A 21,598-nucleotide genomic window follows, 5' to 3' on the forward strand; every position below is an offset into this window, starting at 1 on the left:
ATCGGATGACAGGACCCAACTCACTCGCCCTAACTTTCGTTATCTAACTACCTACGAATAGCTTGGAAAATCCCCTCGCGGCGACGAAACGTCGCCATGGAGTCACACCGATTGGGACCTCCACACATCTCTGTATCACCCGGTCGACCGACAAACACCGAACGGTGCGCCCCGCGCAGAACACCCACCCCTTGACGACACAACGCCCCCCGAGACTCGGCGCCCAGAAGGCCAATCAGCAGGAGCCATCTCGCGAGAACCACGTCGAGCACCAGCTCCCCGGGAGACACCGACACCCCAGCGAGCTCTCGGAACCCGCACCCAAGCAGGATCGTTAAATTGTTTTATCGATATATCAGAAAGACGTTGCCCTGCCACAGACGAAGCCAACCGAGACCACGAAGGTCGACACGACCACACCGGACCGAACACCCCGGGGCATCCCACCGCATCTCTACGGCCACGGACCTCAGACATCCGATGAATAATCGGATCGCATCCGAACACGATCCCGCAATACAGCCCCACCCGCGTTTGTGATCCAGCGCCACCGCGACCCCGAATCGACAGGTTTTCCGAGCCACAACCTCAGCGAATACACCAATGCAAACCCTCCCGACCATGCGGTAATTAACTTTCGATAAACGTTGGCAATTCGCCAGTTCATGCATTACCCTTGTCTCGGCGGGGGAGGCATCCGTCAAATTGTAAACAAACTAACAATCACTGCGGTTACCAAACTTCTTCAGCAACAACCTCCCCCGCCACCTCAGATCAGTGATTCAATTATCAAGGATCCCTTCGGGTAGTTTTCGCCGCAATGCGCACCAAGGTCGGTATCGGCGGGCCGTCAACCGGACCGGAGGATTCACCCCCGGCTCTTCAGCCCGACCGCCCTTCAGCGGTCAGCGGGCCCCAGCACCATCAGCTTCTCCGGGTCCGGGAAAGACACGAACCCCACCTCGGCGTAGAGATCGTGTGCATCGGGGGTAATGAGCATGAGCCGCTTGAGCCGGAGTCGCCGGAACGTTTCCGCCACGGTCCGGGACAGCGCGACCCCGAGCCCACGCCCACGCACCTCGCGCGCGACGTAGACGTCGCAGAGCCACCCGAAGGCAACACCATCGGTTACCACCCGTGCGTACCCAACCTGCGCGCCGTCTGGCCCGTACACGCCGAAGTTCACCGATGCCGCCGCGGCCCGCTCCACGAAATCGCGGGACCGTCCCAGCGCCCAGTACGCATCCGTCGACAACCAGCGGTGTACGCGTTCCAGATCGAGCCGATCGCGGTCCGTGTCCACCACGAAACCTCCCGGCAGCTCCACCCTGACGTCAGGGGCGGGCACCGCGATCACGGTCTCACCGGTCATGACAGCCTCCTCGCACTCGACGACAGCTCGGCACGGAAACCCTGCAGGCGTTTCCAACATGCCACCGACCATCGCCTTCCCGGAAACGAATCGCCCCTGCCCCGTCAGGCCGGATCACCAGCGGGTCTTCCCGGCCGGATGAACACGCCCAGCGCCGCGACGAACGCCACCACGCCGGCGCCCAGCAGGACGTGGAACGAGAGCTGGGTGCCCGTGGTCGTTCCCGCCACCGGGTCGGCCGCCTCTGCCGCGTTGACGATGGCGGTCGCCACCGCGGTTCCGATGGCCCCGCCGAGCTGCTGGATGGTGTTGAACGCGGCGTTGCCGTCGGCCTGGAGGTCATCAGGAAGGGAACGCAGGCCATTGGTCATGGAGTTCGAGACGGACAACCCCTGGCAGATCGGGAAGAGCGCGTAGATCAACGCCAGCCGAACGCCTGAGCCGTGAACGCCGAGGACGGCGAAGAGCACGAGGGTCACCACCCCGATGGCGGCGCCGGTGAGGATGGGCCGCATGGGACCGAAGCGGTCCAGGATCCCGCCGCCAAACGGGGTGAGGAGCGCGCCGATGATGCACCCGGGCAGCAGTAGACAGCCCGCGGCGAAGGAGTCCATCGACTTGCCGACCTGGGCGAAGTACGGGATCAGGTATCCCAGCGCCAGCACGATGGCCTGGATGAGCACCACGTAGACGATGCTCAACGCGTAGGTGCGGTCGGTGAAGATCCGCACGCGCAGCAGGGGATCGTCGGAGCGCCGGGAGAGCCGGACGAAACCGGCAATGAGCGCCACGGACAGGACGAACAGCCCGAGCACCTCCGGGCTGGTCCATGCGCTGGTGGAGGCCGCGTTGGTGGCGAAGACGAGGGCGACGAACCCGGCCGCCATGAGCAGGAACTGGACGGGGGCGAAGGAGACCCGCCTGGTCTCCTGGGCCTGGCGGATCGTCAGGGCCCCGAGCACCAGGGCGATGACCAGGAAGGGAACGAGCACCAGGAAGATCGAACGCCACCCGAGCGCGCCGATGAGGAAACCGCCGAGTGAGGGCCCCACGGCCGGGGCGATGGCGGTGATGAGCGTGGCGAGACCCATCATGGTTCCCATCCGTTCGTGCGGGACCTGTTGCAGCACGATGTTGAACATCAGCGGCAGCGCAACGCCCGTGCCGACGCCCTGCAGGATGCGTCCGCCGATCAGGAGCGAGAAGTGCGGGGCGGCCGCGCTCATGACCGTCCCGGCCAGGAAGGTGAGCATGGCCGCGAGGAAGAGCGTCCGGGCGCGGTACCTGCGGTTCAGGAACGAGGAGATCGGCATGATCGCGGAGAGCACCAGCAGATACCCGGTCGTGACCCACTGCACGGTGGCGGTGTTCACCCCGAACTCGCCCATGAGAGCCGGGAAGGCGACGTTCATCGCGGTCTCCACGACCACACCCGCGAACGACATGATGCCCACCGCGACGATGGAGACGACGAGGCGTGCGTCGAGACGCCGTTCGAACCCTGGCACGTTGTTGCTCCTCATTTCTCATCCCGGACACGGCTGCAGCGCGGATCCCACCGGTCCAATACTGGCCCCATGACCTCCGAGCACGCTCCCGGGACCACCCACCGATACACCCACGGCCACGGCCCGGCGGTACTGGCCAGCCACTCCCGCCGCACCGCCCGGGACTCGGCGGGATACCTGCTCCCCCACCTGCACCGGGGCACGGACCTGCTCGACGTCGGCTGCGGACCAGCCTCCGTGACCGCCGGCCTGGCCGGGTTCGTCGCTCCCGGAAGGGTCGTGGGGCTCGACGCCTCGTCCGCCGTGCTCGACGTCGCCCGGGGCCTCCTGGAGGAGCGGGGCCTCCGGGACCGGGTGGAGTTGATGACCGGTGACGTGTCCGCGCTGCCCTTCGACGACGACACCTTCGACGTCGTCCACGCCCATCAGCTGCTCCAGCACCTGGACGACCCGGTGGCGGCGCTCGCCGAGATGCGACGGGTGGTCCGCCCCGGGGGGATCGTCGCCGCGCGCGACGCCGTGTACTCGGCGAAGGCGTGGTTCCCCCACTCCGCTGGAATGGATTCGTGGCGGGAGGTCTACATGGCCACGGCCCGGGCCAACGGCGGGGAACCCGACGCGGGGAGCAGGCTGCTGGCGTGGTCGCGGGCCGCGGGTTTCCGGGACGCGACGCCATCCGCGTCGACCTGGTGTTTCGCCACCGCGCAGGACCGCGCCTGGTGGTCTGAAACGTGGGCGGAGCGGTGCCTGGCGTCGTTCGGCCCACGGGCGGTGGAACTCGGACTGGCCACGACGAGCGACCTGGAGACGATGGCTGAGGCCTGGCGGCAGTGGGGCGCCAGCGAGGACGGCTGGTTCGTCGTCGTCCACGGCGAAGTCCTGCTCCGCGCTTGAACCGGAATCAGGTCAGGGCCTGCCCGCCCGTGCCACGTCATCGCGTTCAGGAATGGGCAGGTCATCCGCTCCCCCGACCTCCTGCACGGCCTGTATGAGGGCCAAGCCGATGTTGGGACGGGCCACACCCTTGGTCAGGATGTCGCGGGCCTCGGCCTCCATGGAACGTCCATGTCGCTCGGCCTGCTCGGCGAGCTGCCGCTTCACCGAATCATCCAGGCCTCGGACAACGATGGATGCCATCGCAACCACCTCCCTCAAGTGATATCAAACATGATATCGAATCGCCCGCAGGTGGCCCATCGAGAGCCCTGCCGCTGGATCATGAAGACCCCGGAGCCGGGAAGGAACGTGTACACGTCATCGACACGTCCGTAAAACGTGTCGAAAAATCACCAAAATTTCGACATGTCCCGCTTGCGCGGCTACGCTTCGTGTATGTGGCACCATCCTGACCGCCCGCATCAGAACCTACCCCCGCTCCCACCTGCGAAGGATGTGGAGACGCCGGTGGTCCTGAAGGCGACGGTTGCGGCGAGCAGGGCACTGGCCCGGCTCGACGGGGCCTGCAAGCGGTTGCCCGACCCCACCATGCTGATCAACCTCATCCCCCTGATGGAGGCGCAGGCATCGAACGAGATCGAGAACATCGTCACCACCAACGACGAGTTGTTCAAGGCGGCGCATGGAGCGCTGACCCAGCCGACCCCACAGGTAAAAGAGGCACTCCGCTATCGTGAAGCGCTCCGAGCCGGAGTGGACTCCCTGACCTCGCGCCCCCTGACCAAGCAGACAGCCATCGATATCTGTTCCCGCCTCCTGGGGCGGCCCTCCATCATCCGGAACACCCCGGGCACCTACATCGGAACCCCCGCGAACGGGAAAAGGATCTACACGCCTCCCGAGGGGCGCGAAATCATTCTGGATCACCTGGGCGCGTGGGAAAAGTTCCTGCACGGCGACCACGGCGTGGACCCGCTCGTGGTCATGGCGTTGGCCCATTATCAGTTCGAGGCCATCCACCCATTTTTCGACGGCAACGGGCGCACCGGTCGCATCCTGAACCTGCTCACCCTGATCGAAACCGGTTTGCTCGAACTCCCGATCCTGTGTCTGTCGGGTCACATCGTGCGCCACAAGGACAAGTACTACAGCCTTCTCAACGCCGTCACCCGCTCCGACGAATGGGAGTCGTGGATACTGTTCATGCTGACCGGGGTCGAGTCGACGGCCCGCTGGACCCTGGCTCTCGTGGAGGCGACGGATGGCCTACGAGACACCGTGGAGCACGACATCCGCCGGATCCGGCCGAAACTCCCCGCCGGGGAACTGACCCGTCTGCTCTTCACGCAGCCCTATCTTCGAATAGAGAACGTGGTGGACGCGGGACTGGCCCAGCGGCAGACGGCGTCCAAGTGGCTGAATGAACTGGCCACCACCGGCCTGATCGCCAAGGAAAAGATCGGCCGAAACGCCGTCTACATCAATCAGAAGCTGCTGCACAAACTGTTCACGACTCCCCTACCGGAATAGGCGGCCCCGCCGGAGCGGCCCACACCAGGCGCACCTCACTCCTCCCGGATGAGGTCGTGTTCCTCGGCCCGGCCCTCCCAGGCCCTCTCGTAGGCGTCGAGCAGCCTGCGGGCGTTGGCGGGAGAGCGGAACAGGTAGGCCGTTTCCTGCCACGCGGCGTATTCATCGGCGGACATGAGAACGGCGTTCCCCTTGCGGGAAACGATCTCGACGGCAGTGCGATCGTCGTTGACCTGCTCGATGAGCGGGAACAACGTCCTGCGGGCCTCGCTGGCGCTGATGGACACGGCACCCCCTCCCCTGAAAGTGGTACGGATCAACGGTACCAGTCATCGCGCATCGTCGCCGTTCTCCCGGCGCACCCACGAGACCTTGGAGGAAGAATCACGGTTGTGCAGCACTCAACGCCGATTTTGCCCCTCCAGGGACGATATACGGCGTTGAGTGCTGCGCAACCGGGTTGATGAGCATGCGGATGACGAGACCGTCCACCAACCCGCGCAGGCAGTGTCACCTCCCCCCAGCGCCCTTATGATGCATTGAAGGACGTGCGCTCCCCTCGCCAACCGGTCCCGCGCAGAAACCGTTCCCAGGTCAGGGTGTCCGGGGTGATGCGACGACTCCATTCCAGATCACGTTCCGACCTGAAATAGCCGTAGTCCACAGCATAGTTCACCATGCCCAGAATCTCTTTCACGTGCAGTTCATCCGAAGCGAATTCGGGAAACCAACGGAGCAGTCCCTCGCGCGTGAATGCATTGCGATACTCGGCCCTCATTCCGGTGACCCACTGGAACGTCTCCACCATTTCCCGCGGTGAGATGACGTCACCCACCAGGGGAAGCGTTTCTCCTCGGTAGAGTTCGGGGTGCGCGAGGATTTCGAGGACCGCCGGGCCCGTCGCGGTCAACGGATCCACGAAAGGCGCACGGAAATCCTCGGGCAGGTAGATGGGCAACAGGAGCACGTCACCTTCTGCGCGCGGCACGTAGTATTCCAGCAGGTTGGTGTAGAAGAAGGCCGGCATCACGAAGGTGTGTGCGATGGGCAGTGTGCGGATGTGGTCAGCGATCCGAGCCTTGTCGGTGAAGTGCGGTGCGAACAGCGTGCCACCCGAGATGTCGTCCACGTTCTCAAGGGTGCTGAAGACGACGTGCTCGACGCCCGCCCGCAGCGCCGCGTCCGCCAAACGGCAGCCCAGCTCGTACTCGCGCGAGTTCTCCGGGGCCGTGGGCGGGGTCACGAGAAAGGCGTTCCGCGCACCCGTGAGAGCGGCGAGCCATTCGTCGTCATGTCCCGGCTCCAGCGGGGCGACGACGACATCCGCGCCCAGCCGCGCGAGTTCCCGCGCCTGCGGGGACGACGGGTCGCGGGTGAGCGCGCGTACCCGGAAGCGCCCATCGGCCAGCAGCGTCCTGACGACACTGCGGCCCTGTTTGCTGGTGCCGCCCGCGACGGCGACGAGTGGCGCGGCGGAGGTCATGGTGTTTCTCCTTTGCCTGGTGAACGGTAGGATCGTGTACGAATTTCAGTGTGCGACCAAGGATCCCCCGGATCAAGAACTATCATTTTCGATACCACACAGGAGCACGGCATGGAACTGGAGTGCATCAGTGATTTCGTGAGCTTGGGAGAAAAAACGTATCCCTGCCCGATCAGTGTCGCAATGGATCTCGTCGGCGGCAAATGGAAGGCCGTCATCATCTATCACTTGAAGGACGAGCCAAAACGTTTCGGTGAACTGCGTCGCGCACTCATCTCAGCGACGGAAACCGTGTTGAGCAACCAGCTCAAGCAGCTGGAGCAGGACGGCCTCATATCGCGCCAGGTATTCGGAACCAAACCACCCCTGAAAACGGTGTATTCGCTCACCGACTTCGGGCGCACCTTCCTGCCCGCACTGAACGCTCTGACCCATTGGGGCAATCAGGTGGTGAGCGAGCAGGGACGCTTCGGGCCGGCACATCCGGTTCCCTCCGCCACGCCTTTTGGTGCAGGTCGCGGACCGGTCTGAACCGGACGCCCCATACCCTGACCCGTGTGAAGAACTCTCTCCGCATCGCCCTGGGTGTGTTGTTCGTCGTCGCGATGTCGTGGCTCCCGGCCCCTGCGCAGGCGTGCGCGTGCGGGGCCTTGGTGACCGACTCGGCGGCGGGCATCAATGCGGAGACCGCGTTCGTGGTGATGGACGGCGGACGGGAACGCATCGACATGGTGATGCACCTCGACGGCGAGGCGTCCGCAGCGGCCTGGATCATGCCGCTGCCTCCCGGGGGAAAGGTCAGCCTGGGCGACAAGGACGTCTTCGATCGGCTGAAGAATCTGACCAAACCTCGCCCCCGGTACGTACCCCAGTTCCTGCCCGACTCCCGGGTTGGAAGACCGCAATCCGGATCCGACGGATCCAGGGAAGGAGCACCCCCCGGGGTGCAGGTCGTCGACATCCAAACGTTGGGACCGTTCGAGGTGACCACCCTGCAGGGCACCAGCGCCGCCGCGGTCAACGACTGGTTGGGCGCCAACGGGTTCTCGGCCCGAAAGGATGTGGAGCCGACCTTCCAGGAGTATCTCGACGCGGGCTGGCAGATCACCGCGACCCGGTTGACGCCTGAGAGTGGTGCGGCGGCGCTGTCGAACGGCCTGGACTCGCTGCGCATGGAGTTCCCCACCGACGCACCGATCTATCCCATCAAGTTGTCACAGCACGCCCGAACCCGCCAGGGCGTGAAACTCTTCGTGCTGGCGGACCACCGCATGGATGCGCAGGGACCGACCTCGTCCTCACGCGATCTGAACGTCAAGTTCGCCGGGAAGGTCCCCGCGGGTGAGGTGGGGCTCGGCGATGGCGAACGCTACCTGACGGCGCTGGAGGGCAGCTTCGAACCGATGGAGATCAGCGATGACATCCGCTTCGCCCAAGCCGATTCCGACGAGGAGTACATCCCCACCTACAAGGTCGACATCCCCTTGTGGAAGGCCTACCCGGTGCTGCTGCTGGTCGGAGCCTTCGCGTGGCTGATCATCCGTAGGTACCGCAGGACGCGGACGGCGGAACTCGTTCACAACCACTCGTGACCATTTCCCAACCGATGGAAAACCACAACCGGGTGTGCCAAATACCTTGAGGCTTATTCATGGCCATCCTCAAGCGCGCTCTGACTAGGGGTTTCGCTGGTCGACACGTCGCCTGTGAATAAGCCTCAAAGGATCCTGAAAACTTCTGTCACCTCTACGACATACAGTTGTGTCCATCCAATCGGAGCGGAAGGACCTCGACATGACCTTCCTGCCTTCACGGACCCTTCTCCCGGATCTCATCGCCTGCCTTGACACTGGCTCGTGGTCATGTCCTGGATGTGGAGGCACTGGTGATCACAACCAGCGGGTAGCCTTCATGGCAGGAGGCCCGCCAAGCCAGCGGCCGCCCGACGAAGGACGGAGATTCACATGACACAAACCGATGTCCTGGTGGTTGGCGGCGTGGGAGTGGACCACGTCATCAGGGTGGATTCCCTTCCCCTTCCGGTGGTGGATTCTTTCATCGTCCCACCCATCCTCACCGTTCCCGGTCACACAGGCAACGGAGTGGCGCTCGGTGTTCACGCGCTCGGCCGCGCCACTGCCATGATCGATGTGATCGGCGACGATCCCGAGGGACAGCTCATCCGCAGCACCTACTCCGCTCAGGGGATTCCCACAACGTTCGTTACCCACGCCTGCGGCACACGCCGCGCGGTGAACCTGGTAACCCCAGACGGACTGCGGATGTCGCTGTACGACCCGCGAGATCCGGGCGATTTCGTGCCCGATCCGTCGCTGTGGCGCGCGGGAATCCGGACCGCCCGTCACGTGCACGTCTCGATCGTGGGCTGGGCGCGACACGCACTGCGGGATGCCGTCGCTGCTGGCTGCCCGACCTCCACTGACCTGCACGACTGGGATGGCCTCGCCGAGCATCACAAGGATTTCGCCTACGGCGCAGACCAGGTTTTCGTCTCGGCCACGGCCCTGACAGATGAATCGGGGGTGGTCTCGGACATCTTTAACCACGGGCGTGCCCAGTTCATCGTCATCATGGCCGGTGCCGAGGGGGCTCGCGTGTGGTTGCGTTCGGATAATTCACCGCTGCGTATTGATCCCGTCACGATTCCCGACCGCCCGGTGGTCGACAGCAACGGGGCCGGGGACAGTTTTGTGGCGGCTTTTCTGTGTCACTTCCTGGAACATGGCGACATCGCCGAGGCGGCCCGGGCGGGCGCGGTGGGCGGAGCCTGGGCGTGCGGAGCCCGTGGAACCCACACGAGCTTCATCGACGCCGAAACTTTGGCCCATTTCCTCGCGCGATGAGGTCCCGAACGTAGCCTGAGCCCGCATTGGCAGCCCACAAGCGCAGTCGCTCGACGATGGCAACCACGACATCCACTCACGCCCGCCGGGCGGCGTCACCCGGGGATGTGATCGCGCTCACTCAGCTCGCTTCTTTCCCGGTCATCGATCTTCACACGTGCGCCGTCCCGGGAGCTATCACCTGAAGCCCCGCGGCCCGGGCCGCCTTGCCGAGCCTGTGGTCGTAGGTGAGAACGGCGGTGGCATCGAGTCGCATCGCCGCTTCGAGGTACAACGCGTCGAGAGTTCGCAGGTATGGCATGGGCAGCAGAGCCGCGCCGCGATAAACCGCCCGGTCAAGAGCGGCCAGCCCAACCCCGTCGAGGATCCGGGTCACGTCAACCTGATCGATGCCCTCCCTGAAGGCGATGCGCCGCAGCTCGGTTTCGAGCAGATCGCTGGAAACCAGCACGTCCGCGGTCCGGTCGAGCCATTCGACCAGAGCATCGCTCTCGGGTTGTTCGATCAACAAAGCACCGAGAGCAGACGTGTCGACGTACACGGTCACGCCCGGGGTCACAGGCTGTCCTCACGCAGCTCGTCGAGAATCTCCGCAAGACTCCTCGTTTCGGTTCTCCGCGCGATTCCCAACTCCGCCCACCCTCCCCGACGCCGTGCCGGGCGAACGATTCGCAACGTGGGTGTGGGCTCGTCGAGCGGCACGATCTTCCCCACGGGCACCCCACTGTTGGTCAGGACGAAGGACTGGCCCTCGCCCACCGCGCGAAGGACCCGCCCGGACTCATTGCGCAGCTCACGCTGGGACAGGCTCCTGAGCCGCGGCTCGGCGTCACTCACGACACACAAGCGTAGCACTCATGCTACAAGACGTTGTGGTGCATCTTGGTTCGCGCCCAGCATCAATCGTCGGCAAAGGCCCGTAGCAATCCCATCTGATGTTGCGCGCCGGCCAACACCAGCGCAGGATCAATGCTCGCCTTGCTCTCGACGAGATTAGGAAGCGTCACACAAGAAAGTCTTGCAAACTTCTTGGTTCACGCACACACAAGTGCACCCGTTGAGCGAGAATAGGTCTCCCTACAAGCAGACCGCTAGGGGCGCTTTGGATTACGTCCCACAAGGCGAATGATCGCTTTAAAAGGCCCTCCGCTTTTCTTCGATCCCAAATAATTTCCACCATGGTCATATTTGTCCCAAAGATTCGAGATCGGATTGAACTTCTGAAATCGTCCACGAATCAATCCGCGACGATGACCCCGCCCAGTATTCTTCGCCATTGCGGCCCTTGCGTCCTTTCATATTTACCGACACACAACCACGTGAGCCGACCATGATGAAAATAGGTTATCACTCATTTCTCAGCTGGTCAAAAAGTTGATGAACCTATTCACCATCAGGTCATCTTCCCCACCGCCTTGGACCACCCTGAGGAACGCAAGTCGCTCTCAGCGGAAGGATTCGGCAGCGCTACGGATCCTGGAGGACCTTCCGGGTACACCCGTCCTCACAATCACAACGGCTTCAAGAATCCATGGCATCTCGCGCACAGCCGCATCCCGAGGCCTGGAGACCCTGCGGGCCGCCGGTATCCTGACGACCGAATCGATAGGCGGAGGCCGACGGGCCTACACGGCGCGCAGCGTCCTGGACGTGATCACCTGGGCGGAACGTCGCTCGGCGAGCACGCAGCATCTCCCCACCTGCACGCCCCGTTCCCGAACGGCCGGGGCAGCAGTGAATCACGAATCCTACGGGCCAGGTGTCGCACAGCTCTCTAAGCACACAACAACACCCCTACGTGGCAGCGCTCCGGGCGAAACACCCCACGGCCTCCAAAAGCGATCCGCCGGATGAGGTCGTGCATCGCCGCGATGAGCAAGTCCAAGAGATATGGACTCGGCGCGGAGACCGGGAAACAGGGGCGGATTTCCCAGTGCCGATGATCTCGCACCATCCTCGCACGGGTCCGTATCCTCAGGTCCCGTATGCTCGCGGGCAGAATTGCAAACAAGAGGCAGGGCAGTGGCCTCCCGCCCCACGCCCCGCCCATGCCGGGACCAGTTCCTACACCCGGGATACCGGAGAAAATCCCGGTTGCGCAGCACTCAAGTCCAAAAAAGCCTCTTTCAGGGCCCGGAACAGCGTTGAGTGCTGCGCAACCGGGTTCCTCCTATGACCGGGCACGATTTCCGCGGCACTGTCCACAACCTTCACCCCTTCGGACCTACTCATCTCGGCCATGTTGGTGTAGTCGTGCTGTTCACCACCGGAAGCACCGAGCTCCCGCCGAGTTCTGAGAACTGACGTTTTCTCCTGCCCCAGCCACGACCTCTCAGATCCCTATGCCAAGCGGAAGAGCCGCATCGCTTGGTTACGCCGATTCTGTTCGCCATGGACAACATGGAGGCTTGTTCACAGGTGGGGGCACCGGCCAGCACAATCCACTGGCGAGGGGGCACTGCGGCGGGCTCTGGCGGTTTCGAGGTGGACTGCTCCTTCGTCGCGATCCGGCTCAACCAGCTTCGGAGCGGCCGCGAGCAAGCCTCATGGTCGAGGCACACGTCATCCCAATCCCGGCGACGGCGGGAGAGAGATGACCAGGACCCACTCGGATCGGCGGGTCACAGCTGCTTGAAGTACCGGGCGACGGGCCAGCGCTCGTAGCCCATCGCCTCATAGGTGGCGCGCGCCGGAGCATGGCCTGCGTCCCCGCCGGTCTCGACCATGACCATCCGCATCCCGGCCCGCCTGGCGCGCTCATGCGCGTACTCCATCAGCGCTCGCCCGATGCCCTCGCGCCGATGCGCGGGATCGACGCACAGGATGTAGACCTCACCCATGGAGTCCTCGGGATGAATTCGGGTGCAGACCCACCCGGCGATCTCATCGTCGACGAGCGCGATGTCGCAGTTTCCCGTTTCTTCGTCGAGGACCCGGGAAAGATCTGCCCTCTGACGAACATCCCACCCATCCGGGTAGAAGTTGTCATACACGAAACGAGGCACGAAACCGCTGTCGAGGTCACCGCGCATCGCATCGAAAACCGAATCCCAGGCGCGGATCGACAGGTCGAGAACCCGCTCACGCATCGCGGCCCGGTAGGGGACGATTCTCACGCCGGAAACAGTCACACGGCAGACCCTACTGGGTGGGTTCGTCATTCCGCCGGCGGTCGGCACGGGAACGCCCCTCGTTCGCAGGCAGCGCCAAGCCGGAAACGTGCAGCTCACCCGATGGGCTCCCGTCTGCTGATCGCGAGACGGGAGCCCGGGGTGCGGAAGAGCGATGACGAAACGATCCGGTGTGACGTCAGGCGATGTGTTCGTCGAACCAGGCGATGAGCTTCTCGGGATGTTGTCCGAAGTAGTTGTAGACGTAGAAACGCTGGTTGGAGTCGTCAATCCACAGCAGTTCCTTGGTCTTCGTTCCCAGTGCGTCGAAGATCTCCTGGCCGTCCTGCTCGGCATTGACCAGGAAGTCCCGGCGCAGCTGGGTCATGAGCGTGGGCACCGTGACCGCGTGGGCGTGCGGGCGCGGCGTCTCCTCGTCCAAACGGAAGCCGGTGAGCTGACGGAGGCGCTCGTCGAGCATGCGGGCGGCCTCGGCCGGGTCCTGCCCGATGTTCTGGGCTCCGCGCTCGATGAAGGTCTTGCCCGAGACGACGTTGAGGAGGGCCAGGGCCTGCACGTCGGCGAACTCCTCGGGCCAGAAGTCCATTGCGATGATGGTGGAGTTGCCTCCCATGCAGCGACTGAACAGGCCGAGCTTCATCGCCGCCAGCTCGGGGCGGCTGCGCACGTAGCGCAGCGACCCGACCACGTCCCGGCTCTCCAGCAGGCCCAGCCCGCTGGTGACGCCGTTGGCGTCGCTGCTCAGGCCGCTGTTGCGCAGATCGTAGGTGAGGATGTTGTAGCCGGCGTCGTGCAGGTGGCGCAGCTCGGGCAGGAAGTCCACCTCGAAGCCGCCGAACATGGTGTTCCACGGCTCCAGGTGCCCGGGGAAGCCGTAGCGGTTGCAGGTCATGGGGTGGTTGACGATCAGGAGCCGGTCGGAGTCGGCGGGAATGAACCAGGCCTCCAGGGGCGTGCCGTCCATGGAGGGGAAGAAGACATCCTCGTAGTCCATGCCGACGTCGCTGGGTCGTTTGAGCACCGGGGTGCGGGCACCGTGGGCGAACATCTGGGCGTACTGCTCGACGAGCGCGTTCAGGGCCTCCCGGCCCTCGGCGCCGGTGGGCGCCTTGGCGGGATCGGGATCGGGGACGTCGTTCTGCCCCAGGTCCTTGTCAAACGTCGATCCGGTTGCCTTGCGAGTCGAAACCGATCATGGCGGTCATCTCCTGTCGTTTCTCAACATTGGTCCAGGTGGGTGAGCCGACGGTGCGCCGGCAGACCACCGATTCACATGAAGGACGGTTTGGGACCGTCCGTGCCGGGCTTGTTGATGCCGAGGTTCGTGCGGGCGAAGCGCTGGGGCTCCTCCAGGGCCTCGACGACGACCGCGGCGACGCTGCGCCGGGAGACCTCCGTGCCCTTGAACTGCTCGTCGCGTCCGGTGGTCTCGTAGTCGATCTCGTCGGCGTCGGTGAGCCAGGCCGGCCGCAGGATGGTGTAGTCGAGGTCGGAGGCCTCGATGACGTCGGCAGCCGCCCGGTAGCGGAGCAGATCCTGCCCGATCATCGCGTCGTTCCAGGTCTCGAAGGGCTCCGGAAGCTCGTGGTAGATCCCCAGGGATGTGACGAACACCAGGGGCTTGATGCCAAGCTCGTCCATGACCGAGACGATCACGCGGGCCTGCTCGTCGACGGGTCCGGACAGGTTGGCGTAGACGGCGTCGGCTCCCCGCATCGCCTCGGTGAGCGCCGGGGCGTCGAGAACGTCGGCTTCCACCACGCGCGAGGCGGCCGGTGGCGTCGGCACTCGCGAGGCGTTGCGCACCACGAGGGTGAGTTCGTGGCCGCGCTCGGCCAGCATGTCAACGGCGTGGCGCGCGATCTATCCGCCCGCCCCCAGAACCACGATCCTGCTCATCGGCATTCCTTCACATTTTTCATCCACGACTCGATCGAGCCTCCACGTCAGGCTGTCGCGCCTGCCCGTCCTGTATCAAAGGAACGCTACCCGGGGGATTGCCATCCCTTGGACAGCACTCGCCGGAATCCCGCGGATGGCATTCGCACACCATACGGCTCGATCCCGTCGAGGCCAGTTACCTGTTCTCGCTCGCACACGGAATCCGGCGACCCGCGTCGCCTCCACCACACGGCGATCCGAACGAGATGACGGTTCCTCCAGCCCGGGAGGCATCATCGCAGGGATGCCCGACGTGGCCGTCCTCGTCCTGTCCGGTTCGCTGGACATCATCGACTCCGACACGCTTGTCGCCCGCTGGCAGAATCACGACATCGCCCAGCACAGCTCTGGTAGAAAACGCTTCAACCATCCCCGGGTGGGGCAGATGACGATGCAGTTCCAAGCGCTCGCGGCCCCACGAATCCCCGGCCTCACTCTCTACTGTTACCCCCGGTCCCCGGGGATGAGGAAACGAACCGGTCCTTTGCGACCCTTCTGAGGCTTGTTCACAGGATGCTGGTTGAGCCAGCTCGTGAGCGCCAGCGAACGGCCGTGTCGAAACCACTCGGCAGAGCCGAGAAGCACACTCGGACCCCGGAGTCCTCAGACACCCACGGATGGTTTCGACTCGGACTGCTCCTTCGTCGCGGTCCGGCTCAACCAGCTTCGGAGAGGCCATGAACAAGCCTCCACGGCCCATCTGCCAGAGAATTTCCCCCACTGCGCACCCGAGAGGCTCCCGTGTCGAACAACGATCATGCGACGGATCCCAGAGGCTGGATCTTGTCCAATTCCTCACCCAGCACTTCCTTCTCGATTTCGAGGTCATAGTGCGACTGCAAGTTGATCCAGAATTGCGGACTCACCCCGAAGAAACGTCCCAGGCGCAGCGCCGTATCAGCCGTGATCCGGCGTTTGCCGTGCACGATCTCGTTGATTCGGCGAGGCGGCACCCCGATGGAGATCGCAAGCCGATGCTGAGTAATACCCATCGGATTCAGGAACTCCTCTACGAGGATTTCTCCTGGATGAACCGGAGCCATTTTGTTGTCCATTCTGGGCCTCCTAATGGTGGCCCATGATCTCAATTCCGCTCGGGTCCACCGGGGTTCACACGGAACACACCGCAGACCCGTCGCGTCACCAAACGTCCCAGGAGTACGGGCAGCGGCAGCGCGAACGACAGAATCATCTCTACCATTCAGGCCTTGCAGGGTCTACACTGAAGGGTATGTGGGAGGTAGACGTCACGTTGATCGCTGACTGGCTCAGGTCACTGGACCAAACCTCCTACGAACAGGTCATCGCTGCACTGGAGGTACTTCGCGATCGTGGTCCTTCACTCGGGCGCCCTCTCGTTGACACCATCACCGCTTCACGGCATCGCAACATGAAGGAGCTTCGCCCCGGCTCGGCAGGGCGATCCGAGGTTCGCATCCTTTTCGCCTTTGACCCCAAGCGCATGGCGATCTTACTGATCGCGGGCGACAAAGCTGGCAGCTGGACTCGGTGGTACAAGAGGAACGTCCCACTGGCCGATGATCTGTTCGACAAACATATCCGCGCATTGAGGAAGAGGCCAGAAAAGTGATGACGATTGACGATATTCTCGCCGAACGCTCCGTGGACCGCGGCCAAGTCGAGGCATACAAATCCCGGATGCTCGCAGAGGTTCGCGCCTATCGACTTCGAGAGCTCCGCGAAAATGCCGGATTGACGCAGGCGCAGTTGGCCGAACGCATCGGCGTCGGGCAACGTCAAATCTCCAAGATCGAGCACGGCGACCTCGACACCACGAAGATCGGAACGATCCGCCGCTACCTCGAGGCCATCGGCGGTAGCCTCTCACTCGAGTACGTCGCAGGAGACCTCAAAGTCGTGATCGATTGAGAGTTTGGAAGCATCTCCGTGTTGAGCCGACGCACCTCAGCACAAACAGCGACCCCAACGGCTTGCTCACAGCACTGACACGCTGCCAATGCAATGAAGTTTCCAGTGGAATACACTGAGACCTATTCATGAAGGCTTATTCACAGACGGCGAGCCAGCCAGGAAAACCCTTGGTCAACGCACACTTGGGAAGGGCCGTGAACAAACTTCACCGAGCCGGACCGCCCGTTCAGGGAAGCCACCCATGATTCGCTTGCCTTGTGGTCGTGTGCTTGCGCTACAGCGCAGGCGTTCGTCCACAAGGCAGGCATTTCTGTCGGGAAGGCCAGCGAACTACGGGAAGGCTGGCGGAAGACAAGAAGACCAGTCAATCGAGCAAAGACAGACACGAGGATAGTTTCAGCCAACGATGGAGTAAAGCTCATCGAAACCACGCTTTTTGGACAATCCTTGAGGCTTACTTAACGACCATCCTGAATCGCGCTCCGGCTAGGGAATTTACCGGCCAACACGCCGTCTGTAAATAAACCTCCTTGAGCCACACACGATTTACCCATTGCCACTTTCAGCACTCAGCCAAGATACGCTAAAGTTCACCGCTCCAGCTCGTTTCGACCGGATTTTTGCGACACATTTGAAATCGGGAGCTCCTCTCCGCGCTCTTCGTCAGGAAGGTTTGCAAAACTGGCCAAGTGCCTCCCGATCTTGTGGGCCTCGTCACTCTTTTCGCTTTCCTGCAACCATTCTTCAAGAGAAATGGAGAAATCTCCATCCTTGGTGATGATATCGAATCCCTCTTCCTCCTTGCATCTGACATAACGAATATCAGCCAGCGGAACGGTACGAGCAAGTTTACCCTTCTTGCGAATTTCATCTCGTGGAACACAGAAGAAAGAGTCAGCGGTGACACCCAGCAAGGAAGACTCTGCTTTCTTATTATTGCCGGTTTTCACTTCGGCGAGCACCCGCAGTTGATCGTAACAATCTGGTAGGACCCAACGAAGAAGGGCGATATCTCGGGCGACATCCCCGTCTGTTCTATAGACGGTCACCTCGGGCTTGTGGGGCTCAGGACGTGGCTGGATCGACTCGCGCAGCTCAGAGAGCTTCTCCGCCAAGGTGCGCACCTGCTCGATCCCTCGGGGCCTCGATGCCTCGGGCTTCTCTTTTTCAGAGTCCCCGGGCCGTCTCCCCGAAAACCTTTGACTCCATTTCACGCCCCTCTTCGAAGAGCCAGATTTGTCCCTCAGCAAGCAATAGCAATGCACAACACATTCGAGTTTTTCGAGGAGACCCAAACCCTCGGAACGAAAATCATAAATCTCTTTTGAAGCCGTTTTGATAGCGCGTTCAAGATGCTTCTCATCCTTAGACAAGGCGGCATCTTGCTTGTGAACTTGCACATACAAAACCTGATATCGAACCCAAGACCCCAGAGATGCAACCAGCGCAGCGGCTTTTCTTTCGATAGCCACCGCATTCTCCTCGAGGAATTTCCCGCCACCTCGGCAACATTCCCCAATATTACTTAAACACCCACTCAATTCTTTCTTGAAATTGTCAAAGAGTTCACGAAGGTCCGGTTCACGCATCTTGATTCTATCCCAGATTCGTGGGCCGACTTCACGGGCTTCCAAAGCCGACTCCAAACAGTCCTGACTAGTCTTTTCAAGAGCTTGCACTCGCGAATACTGTTCCTCTTCCAAGTTTTGAATGATTTTCTTCGTCAGCTTGATATTTTTGTCAATGCGGCAGGATAGCGAGGACAGTTGCAGCTGGATTGCCAGAAATGCTGCGGCAGGACCCATGGCGGCGAGCAGGCTGACCGCCTGCGCCCCGAAGGCGGGCGTCCATCGGATCAGATGAGCCACCTTCCCGCCACCGTCCGTCAGTGCGCCGAGATTCAGACCACTGGAAGTCATTGGCTTGAGAACTTGCAGTTTGGCCACTGTTTCCGGCGCCAAGCGGACAAGTCCTTGAACATTGGCAACACCTTGCAGGACCTGGACCGATGTGTTGCCGATCCCTGCAGCGATCGAGATTTTATCCAGCAGATCTTTGTCGTGTTCCTTATTCAAGCCCGTCAGCGGAGTCACATCGATCCCCGTCTGTGACCAGTCCCCGAACGCCAGGCCGAATTCAGGGTCTATCTCAATCACTGCGGGATCTTGCCCCAATGGCGCTTGAGATTCCTCCGACGCATCCTCGGCATCGGTCAGCGTGCCGGGTGCCGACTCGCCCATGTCATGTGTCTCAGATGCCTCACACATTGAACCTGAACTCCACGACGTCGCCGTCCTGCATGACGTAGTCCTTGCCCTCCAGGCGCATCTTGCCGGCCGCTTTCGCCGCTGCTTCGGAGCCTGCCGCCACGAGGTCGTCGAAGCTGACGACCTGGGCCTTGATGAAGCCCTTCTGGAAGTCGGTGTGGATCACCCCGGCCGCCTCGGGGGCCGTCGCTCCCTGGGGGATGGTCCAGGCCCTGGCCTCCTTGGGGCCCGCCGTCAGGTAGGACTGGAGGCCGAGGGTTTCGTAGCCGACCCTCGCCAGCACGTCGAGGCCCGGCTCGGCGATTCCCATCTCCTCCAGGAATGCGCGGCCCTCCTCCTCGTCCATCTCCACCAGTTCGGCCTCGAACTTCGCGTCGAGGAAGATCGCCTCGGACGGGGCGACGACCTGCCGCATTCGGTCCTTGAGGTCCTCGTCGGCCAGTTCGTCCTGGTCGCAGTTGAACACGTACAGGAACGGTTTCGCCGTGAGCAGGAACAGGTCGCGCAGCAACTCCATGTCCAGCCCCGAACCGTGGATCCGCTTCCCGGATTCGAGGACCTCGACGGCCGCCCGCATGGCCTCCAGCTTCGGGCGCGACTCCTTCTTGATCCGCGCCTCCTTCTCCACACGCGGCAGCGCTTTCTCCAAGGTCTGGAGGTCGGCGAGGATCAGTTCCGTGGTGATCGTGTCGATGTCGCCGGCCGGATCCACCTTCCCGTCGACGTGCGTCACGTCGACGTCCTCGAAGACGCGGGTCACCTGGCAGATGGCGTCGGCCTCACGGATGTTGGCGAGGAACGCGTTGCCCATGCCCTCACCCTTCGACGCGCCCCGGACGATGCCCGCGATGTCCACGAAACTCACGGTGGCGGGCACGATGCGCTGCGAGTCGAAGATCCTCGCCAGCACCGGCAACCGGGAATCCGGCACCCCCACCACACCGACGTTCGGTTCGATCGTCGCGAACGGGTAGTTGGCCGCCAGCACGTCGTTGCGGGTCAGCGCGTTGAACAGGGTCGACTTGCCGGCGTTCGGGAGGCCGACGATTCCAATGGTGAGAGCCACGAGCGACGAGTCTACGGCACGCCACCCCGGGAGACGGACCGTCGCGCCGGCAAAAAATATTTACGAACCTCTTGCGTTTCCCAAATACCGTGGGTTAGGGTTTCCTCAGTGAACGACACAGTTGGTCACAGGTGTTCAGGACCACCGCTACGCGCTATGCCACAAGCGCTCGGCAGGCCCGCCGCACCGGCCTTTTTCTCTCCTTCGGCCGGGTTCGCAGGCGGGCCTGCACACTGTTTCCAGGGGTTCCGCCGGGTGGTTTCGACACGCCCCGCTCGCTGACGCTCACAGGCCGGCTCAACCAACTTCATCCCGCCAGGTAGGCGCGCAGCGCCGCGGCCAGATGATGCGGGTCATCCACCCCGCACATCTCCCGGGCCGAGTGCATCGACAACAGCCCGATGCCGACGTCCACCGTCACCATTCCCAGCCGCGTGGCGGTGATGGGGCCGATGGTGGAGCCGCACGGCATCGCATTGTTGGACACGAACACCTGCGACGGCACCCCTGCGGCCTCGCAGGCGCGCAGCCACAGCGCCTCACCCACCGCGTCAGTGGCGTAACGCTGATTGGCGTTGACCTTGAGCATGGGGCCGCCGTTGGGGACGAGATCGACTCGCGGGTCGTGGTGCTGGGGGTAGTTGGGGTGAACCAAGTGCCCGGCGTCCGCCGAGACACAGGAACCGCGGGCGTACAGCGCCTTCGTCGCGTCGAGATCACATCCGGCGACGGACGTGATCCGCTCCAGCACGTCCTCGAGGAACGGCCCGGCCGCCCCGGAGCTGGTGGCGGAGCCGATCTCCTCGTGGTCGAAGGCGGCCAGCACCACCAGGTCGTCGCCGTCGCCCAGGTCCTCGATGGCCGTCAACCCGGCATGGGTGCTGGAGAGGTTGTCCAGGCGAGACGAGGCGAAGAACTCGTCGTGCAACCCGAAACGCCCCGGAGGCTGTGAGAGGTAGGTGAACAGGTCGTGCCCCAGGACGTCGCTGGGCCTCACCCCGGCCTGTTCCGCGAGGGCCGCCAGCAGATCGGGCTCGGCGTCGAGGGTGAAGACGGGCTGGGTGTGGGTCTGCCGATCGAGCCTGAGACCGTCATTGACCGACCTGTCCAGGTGGATGGCCAGCTGCGGAAGCCTGGCCACGGAGTCCAGATGCACCAGGTGCTGGGCGCCGTCGCGGGTGACGATGCGCCCCGCGATGCCGAGTTCCCGGTCCAGCCACGAGTTCAGCAGCGCACCGCCGTAGATCTCGACGGCGATCTGCCCCCATCCGCGGAAGGAGAAACTGGCCTCGGGTTTGACCTTCAGCGCAGGGGAGTCGGTGTGGGCACCCACGACGCGCAATCCGGTGGCCTCGTCGATGCGTTCCGGTTGCCGCCAGGCGATCACCGCGCCGTGCCGCACGACGAAGAACCGGCCGGCGCCCTGCGGGAACCGGCCCTTCTCGTCGACCGGGACGAAACCGGCATCGGCAAGGCGCGACGCCATGCTCCAGGCAGCGTGGTAGCTGGTCGGGGAGGCCGTCACGAAGGCGGCCAGGTCATCCAGGTGGGAGGAAGGATTCGCGAACACGATCCCATTCAACACCCCACCCCCGACAAAACGCCCCGCATGGTGCGGTCGCCCCCGTTGAGGAACGCTCGCTGCT

Annotated in this window: 22 protein-coding genes; 8 read left to right on the forward strand and 14 right to left on the reverse strand. The window is 63.2% G+C overall.

The features are described from left to right. Positions 1–898: 898 nt before the first annotated feature. A complete protein-coding gene (locus tag E0E39_RS12565) occupies positions 899–1,372 on the reverse strand; it encodes a GNAT family N-acetyltransferase (protein ID WP_130875050.1) in 474 nt (157 codons plus the stop codon). A gap of 104 nt (positions 1,373–1,476) precedes the next feature. Further along, on the reverse strand, positions 1,477–2,880 hold the full coding sequence (locus tag E0E39_RS12570) for a DHA2 family efflux MFS transporter permease subunit (protein WP_165444786.1): 1,404 nt from the start codon (positions 2,878–2,880) through the stop codon (positions 1,477–1,479). A gap of 69 nt (positions 2,881–2,949) precedes the next feature. On the opposite strand from E0E39_RS12570, the gene E0E39_RS12575 reads away from it, so the two are divergent. Then, positions 2,950–3,774, forward strand: a complete 825-nt coding sequence (locus tag E0E39_RS12575; protein WP_130875052.1) for a class I SAM-dependent methyltransferase — start codon at positions 2,950–2,952, stop codon at positions 3,772–3,774. Positions 3,775–3,786: 12 nt separating this feature from the next. Here E0E39_RS12575 and E0E39_RS12580 read toward each other — a convergent pair whose 3' ends face one another. Further along, positions 3,787–4,017, reverse strand: coding sequence for a FitA-like ribbon-helix-helix domain-containing protein (locus E0E39_RS12580; protein WP_130875053.1), 231 nt, complete (start codon positions 4,015–4,017; stop codon positions 3,787–3,789). A 195-nt stretch (positions 4,018–4,212) separates the two neighbouring features. Here E0E39_RS12580 and E0E39_RS12585 point away from each other — a divergent pair, with 195 nt between their 5' ends. Next, positions 4,213–5,307 (forward strand): Fic family protein, encoded by a 1,095-nt coding sequence (locus E0E39_RS12585; protein ID WP_130875054.1) that lies wholly within the window; start codon positions 4,213–4,215, stop codon positions 5,305–5,307. 35 nt (positions 5,308–5,342) lie between these two features. Here E0E39_RS12585 and E0E39_RS12590 read toward each other — a convergent pair whose 3' ends face one another. After that, complete coding sequence (locus tag E0E39_RS12590) at positions 5,343–5,594, reverse strand: type II toxin-antitoxin system Phd/YefM family antitoxin (RefSeq protein WP_130875055.1); 252 nt, start codon at positions 5,592–5,594, stop codon at positions 5,343–5,345. Between the two features lie 242 nt (positions 5,595–5,836). Further along, complete coding sequence (locus E0E39_RS12595; RefSeq protein ID WP_130875056.1) at positions 5,837–6,790, reverse strand: NmrA/HSCARG family protein; 954 nt, start codon at positions 6,788–6,790, stop codon at positions 5,837–5,839. 111 nt (positions 6,791–6,901) lie between these two features. Between E0E39_RS12595 and E0E39_RS12600 the strand changes: the two genes are divergently transcribed. From E0E39_RS12600 to E0E39_RS12610, 3 genes are all read left to right on the forward strand, one after another. Continuing rightward, positions 6,902–7,321: a winged helix-turn-helix transcriptional regulator gene (locus E0E39_RS12600; RefSeq protein WP_130875057.1), complete on the forward strand. Its 420-nt coding sequence runs from the start codon at positions 6,902–6,904 to the stop codon at positions 7,319–7,321. Between the two features lie 26 nt (positions 7,322–7,347). Continuing rightward, positions 7,348–8,382 (forward strand): DUF2330 domain-containing protein, encoded by a 1,035-nt coding sequence (locus E0E39_RS12605; protein ID WP_130875058.1) that lies wholly within the window; start codon positions 7,348–7,350, stop codon positions 8,380–8,382. Between the two features lie 372 nt (positions 8,383–8,754). Then, on the forward strand, positions 8,755–9,654 hold the full coding sequence (locus E0E39_RS12610; protein ID WP_130875059.1) for a carbohydrate kinase family protein: 900 nt from the start codon (positions 8,755–8,757) through the stop codon (positions 9,652–9,654). A gap of 151 nt (positions 9,655–9,805) precedes the next feature. Here E0E39_RS12610 and E0E39_RS12615 read toward each other — a convergent pair whose 3' ends face one another. The 5 genes from E0E39_RS12615 to E0E39_RS12640 form a co-directional block, all read right to left on the reverse strand. Beyond that, positions 9,806–10,213, reverse strand: coding sequence for a type II toxin-antitoxin system VapC family toxin (locus E0E39_RS12615; RefSeq protein ID WP_130875060.1), 408 nt, complete (start codon positions 10,211–10,213; stop codon positions 9,806–9,808). Continuing rightward, positions 10,210–10,491: a type II toxin-antitoxin system Phd/YefM family antitoxin gene (locus E0E39_RS12620; RefSeq protein ID WP_130875061.1), complete on the reverse strand. Its 282-nt coding sequence runs from the start codon at positions 10,489–10,491 to the stop codon at positions 10,210–10,212. Before E0E39_RS12620 ends, E0E39_RS12615 begins: the two co-directional genes overlap by 4 nt. A gap of 1,784 nt (positions 10,492–12,275) precedes the next feature. Beyond that, the gene (locus E0E39_RS12630; RefSeq protein WP_245988326.1) at positions 12,276–12,770 is read right to left on the reverse strand and encodes a GNAT family N-acetyltransferase; all 495 of its coding nucleotides are present in this window, start codon (positions 12,768–12,770) and stop codon (positions 12,276–12,278) included. A 193-nt stretch (positions 12,771–12,963) separates the two neighbouring features. Next, a complete protein-coding gene (locus E0E39_RS12635; RefSeq protein WP_130875063.1) occupies positions 12,964–13,833 on the reverse strand; it encodes an alpha/beta hydrolase family protein in 870 nt (289 codons plus the stop codon). 221 nt (positions 13,834–14,054) lie between these two features. Then, positions 14,055–14,648 carry an NAD(P)H-binding protein gene (locus E0E39_RS12640; RefSeq protein ID WP_281275619.1) on the reverse strand — a complete coding sequence of 198 codons (594 nt, stop codon included), beginning with the start codon at positions 14,646–14,648 and terminating at the stop codon, positions 14,055–14,057. 322 nt (positions 14,649–14,970) lie between these two features. On the opposite strand from E0E39_RS12640, the gene E0E39_RS12645 reads away from it, so the two are divergent. Beyond that, positions 14,971–15,225 carry an MmyB family transcriptional regulator gene (locus E0E39_RS12645; protein WP_130875064.1) on the forward strand — a complete coding sequence of 85 codons (255 nt, stop codon included), beginning with the start codon at positions 14,971–14,973 and terminating at the stop codon, positions 15,223–15,225. A 256-nt stretch (positions 15,226–15,481) separates the two neighbouring features. On the opposite strand, the gene E0E39_RS12650 is transcribed toward E0E39_RS12645, so the two are convergent. Next, entirely contained in the window at positions 15,482–15,781 is a 300-nt protein-coding gene (locus tag E0E39_RS12650; protein ID WP_130875065.1) for a HigA family addiction module antitoxin, read from the reverse strand. 176 nt (positions 15,782–15,957) lie between these two features. Between E0E39_RS12650 and E0E39_RS12655 the strand changes: the two genes are divergently transcribed. After that, positions 15,958–16,317 carry a type II toxin-antitoxin system RelE/ParE family toxin gene (locus tag E0E39_RS12655; RefSeq protein WP_130875066.1) on the forward strand — a complete coding sequence of 120 codons (360 nt, stop codon included), beginning with the start codon at positions 15,958–15,960 and terminating at the stop codon, positions 16,315–16,317. Beyond that, positions 16,317–16,616: a helix-turn-helix domain-containing protein gene (locus E0E39_RS12660; RefSeq protein ID WP_130875067.1), complete on the forward strand. Its 300-nt coding sequence runs from the start codon at positions 16,317–16,319 to the stop codon at positions 16,614–16,616. Before E0E39_RS12655 ends, E0E39_RS12660 begins: the two co-directional genes overlap by 1 nt. A 593-nt stretch (positions 16,617–17,209) precedes the next feature. Here the strand turns inward: E0E39_RS12660 and E0E39_RS12665 are convergent. The 3 genes from E0E39_RS12665 to E0E39_RS12675 all read right to left on the reverse strand — a co-directional run bounded on the left by E0E39_RS12665 (position 17,210) and on the right by E0E39_RS12675 (position 21,525). Continuing rightward, positions 17,210–18,859: a hypothetical protein gene (locus tag E0E39_RS12665; RefSeq protein WP_130875068.1), complete on the reverse strand. Its 1,650-nt coding sequence runs from the start codon at positions 18,857–18,859 to the stop codon at positions 17,210–17,212. Positions 18,860–18,878: 19 nt separating this feature from the next. Beyond that, entirely contained in the window at positions 18,879–19,952 is a 1,074-nt protein-coding gene (ychF, locus tag E0E39_RS12670) for a redox-regulated ATPase YchF (protein ID WP_130875069.1), read from the reverse strand. Between the two features lie 307 nt (positions 19,953–20,259). Further along, complete coding sequence (locus E0E39_RS12675; RefSeq protein WP_165444869.1) at positions 20,260–21,525, reverse strand: M18 family aminopeptidase; 1,266 nt, start codon at positions 21,523–21,525, stop codon at positions 20,260–20,262. Between the last annotated feature and the right edge of the window lie 73 nt (positions 21,526–21,598).

The sequence above is a fragment of the [Pseudopropionibacterium] massiliense genome (assembly GCF_900607225.1).
GTDB lineage: Bacteria > Actinomycetota > Actinomycetes > Propionibacteriales > Propionibacteriaceae > Arachnia > Arachnia massiliensis.